This is a genomic window from Synechococcus lacustris str. Tous, from assembly GCF_003011125.1.
GTDB classification, from domain to species: Bacteria; Cyanobacteriota; Cyanobacteriia; order PCC-6307; family Cyanobiaceae; genus Synechococcus_D; species Synechococcus_D lacustris.
The window spans coordinates 1-1,939 of sequence record NZ_PXVC01000157.1 but is presented as its reverse complement, the minus strand read 5'-3'; the positions used below and the strand labels follow the sequence as shown (position 1 = coordinate 1,939).

Annotated in this window: 2 protein-coding genes; both read right to left on the bottom strand. The window is 60.4% G+C overall.

Annotated features, from left to right (window positions below):
* Window positions 1-1,175 (bottom strand): UDP-4-amino-4,6-dideoxy-N-acetyl-beta-L-altrosamine transaminase (gene pseC, locus C7K08_RS13755; protein ID WP_106501092.1); only part of this gene is annotated, 1,175 nt, incomplete at its 3' end.
* On the bottom strand, window positions 1,172-1,939 hold a 768-nt coding region (locus C7K08_RS13750), incomplete at its 5' end, for a polysaccharide biosynthesis protein (protein ID WP_106501091.1). The genes C7K08_RS13750 and pseC, both read right to left, overlap by 4 nt.

Below are 1,939 nucleotides of genomic sequence, written 5' to 3'. Positions count from 1 at the left end.
ATCTTCAATTGCTCTGTCAACGCCGAAGCCACGCGCTGCTGGTCACTGGCGCTGAGCCCTGGAAAAAGCGGAAGGCTAATGGCACTGCTGGCATAGGCCTCTGCTTCAGGGAATTGACCTTCCGCAAAGCCCAAGGCGCGGTAGTAGGGCTGTAGATGAACCGGGCTGTAGTGCAGCTGCACGCCGATCCCAGTAGCCCGCATCCCCTCGAACACCTGACGGTGCTCCTGGGCACTGGCCTGTTGCAGGCGGATCACGGCCAGGTGCACCGAGCTCAGTACATCCTCAGGCACCTCCAGCAACTGCACGGGCAGATCAGCGAGCAGCTCCTGGTAGCGCTGCAGTTGCCGGTTACGCTCCGCTACGACATCATCCAGCCGCTGCAACTGGCTCAGGCCCAGCGCCGCCTGGATGTCTGTGATCCGGTAGTTGAAACCCAGCTGCTGCTGCTCATACACCCAAGGCCCCGCCGCTGGCCGCTCAAAGCGCTCGGCCTCGCGCACGATGCCGTGGCTGCGCAGCTCCGCCATGCGCTGGGCCAGCACCGGATCATTGGTGGTGGCCAGCCCGCCTTCGCCAGTGGTGATGATCTTTACCGGGTGGAAGCTGAATACCGTGATGGCGCTGTGGCGGCAGTTGCCCACCGGCTCGCCTTGGTAGCGGCCGCCGATCGCATGGCTGGCATCCTCCAGCACCGCAAAGCCATAGCGTTTGGCAAGCGCTCCGATCGCTGCCATATCACAACTGCTACCCGTGAGGTGCACTGGCACCAGCACCTTCGGGAGGGTGCCGGTGCGTTCAGCCTGCTCCAGCTTGGTTTGGAGTGCCGCCATGCTCATCAAGCCAGTTGAGGGCTCGATATCCACAAAATTAACCGTGGCGCCGCAGTAGCGGCCGCAGTTGGCCGAAGCTACAAATGTGATCGGTGAGGTCCAAAGTCGATCGCCTGGCCCTAGCCCTAGGGCCAGGCAGGCGATGTGCAGGGCGCTCGTGGCGCTGTTCACAGCTACCGCATAACTTGCTCCCACCTGGTTGGCAACAGCCTGTTCAAAGGCGGGCACTGAAGGACCCTGGGTAAGGAATGGGCTGCGCAACACGTGCTCTACCGCAGCGATGTCGGCTTCGGTGATGGTTTGGCGGCCGTATGGGATGAAGGGTCTGGGCTCGCTGCTCATACGGGCTGGAAGGCAGGGTCTACATGCTCGCGGATGAGCGCCCGTAGCTGCTCCACGCTGAGAAACTCCGGATTAGAGCCGGAGTTGTAGGCAAATCCCGTGGCGACGGGCTCGCTGCGGATGCTCGCTTCCTGGTATAGCTTTTGCACTCGGCCATCGCTGGGCAAGATTGCGTAGTAAGTGCCCAAATCGATCGTGGTGAAGCTATCGGAGCTGGTGATCATCTCCTCATGGATCTTTTCACCAGGGCGAATGCCCGTGATCGGCTTCTCGCAGCTCGGGCCGATTGCTTCGGCCACATCGGTAATTCGGTAGCTGGGAATTTTGGGCACAAACAGTTCGCCACCAAGGGCGTTCTCCAGCGCCCACAGCACCATTGCAACGCCTTCGCTTAGCGAAATATTGAAGCGGGTCATGGCTGGATCGGTGATCGGCAGCACGCCGGTTTTGGCTTTCTCTAAGAAGAAGGGAATCACCGAGCCGCGCGAACCCATCACATTGCCGTAGCGCACCACGGAAAAGCGCAAGTCGCGAGTGCCCTTGATGTTGTTGGCGGCGATGAACAGCTTGTCTGAACAGAGCTTGGTGGCGCCGTAGAGATTGATCGGCGCGGCCGCTTTGTCCGTGCTCAGTGCCACTACTCGCTTTACGCCTGTGTCGAGGCAGGCCTGCACAACATTTTCGGCTCCGAGCACATTGGTGTTGATGAACTCAATTGGGTTGTATTCAGCCGCTGGCACCTGTTTTAAAGCTGCTGCATGCAC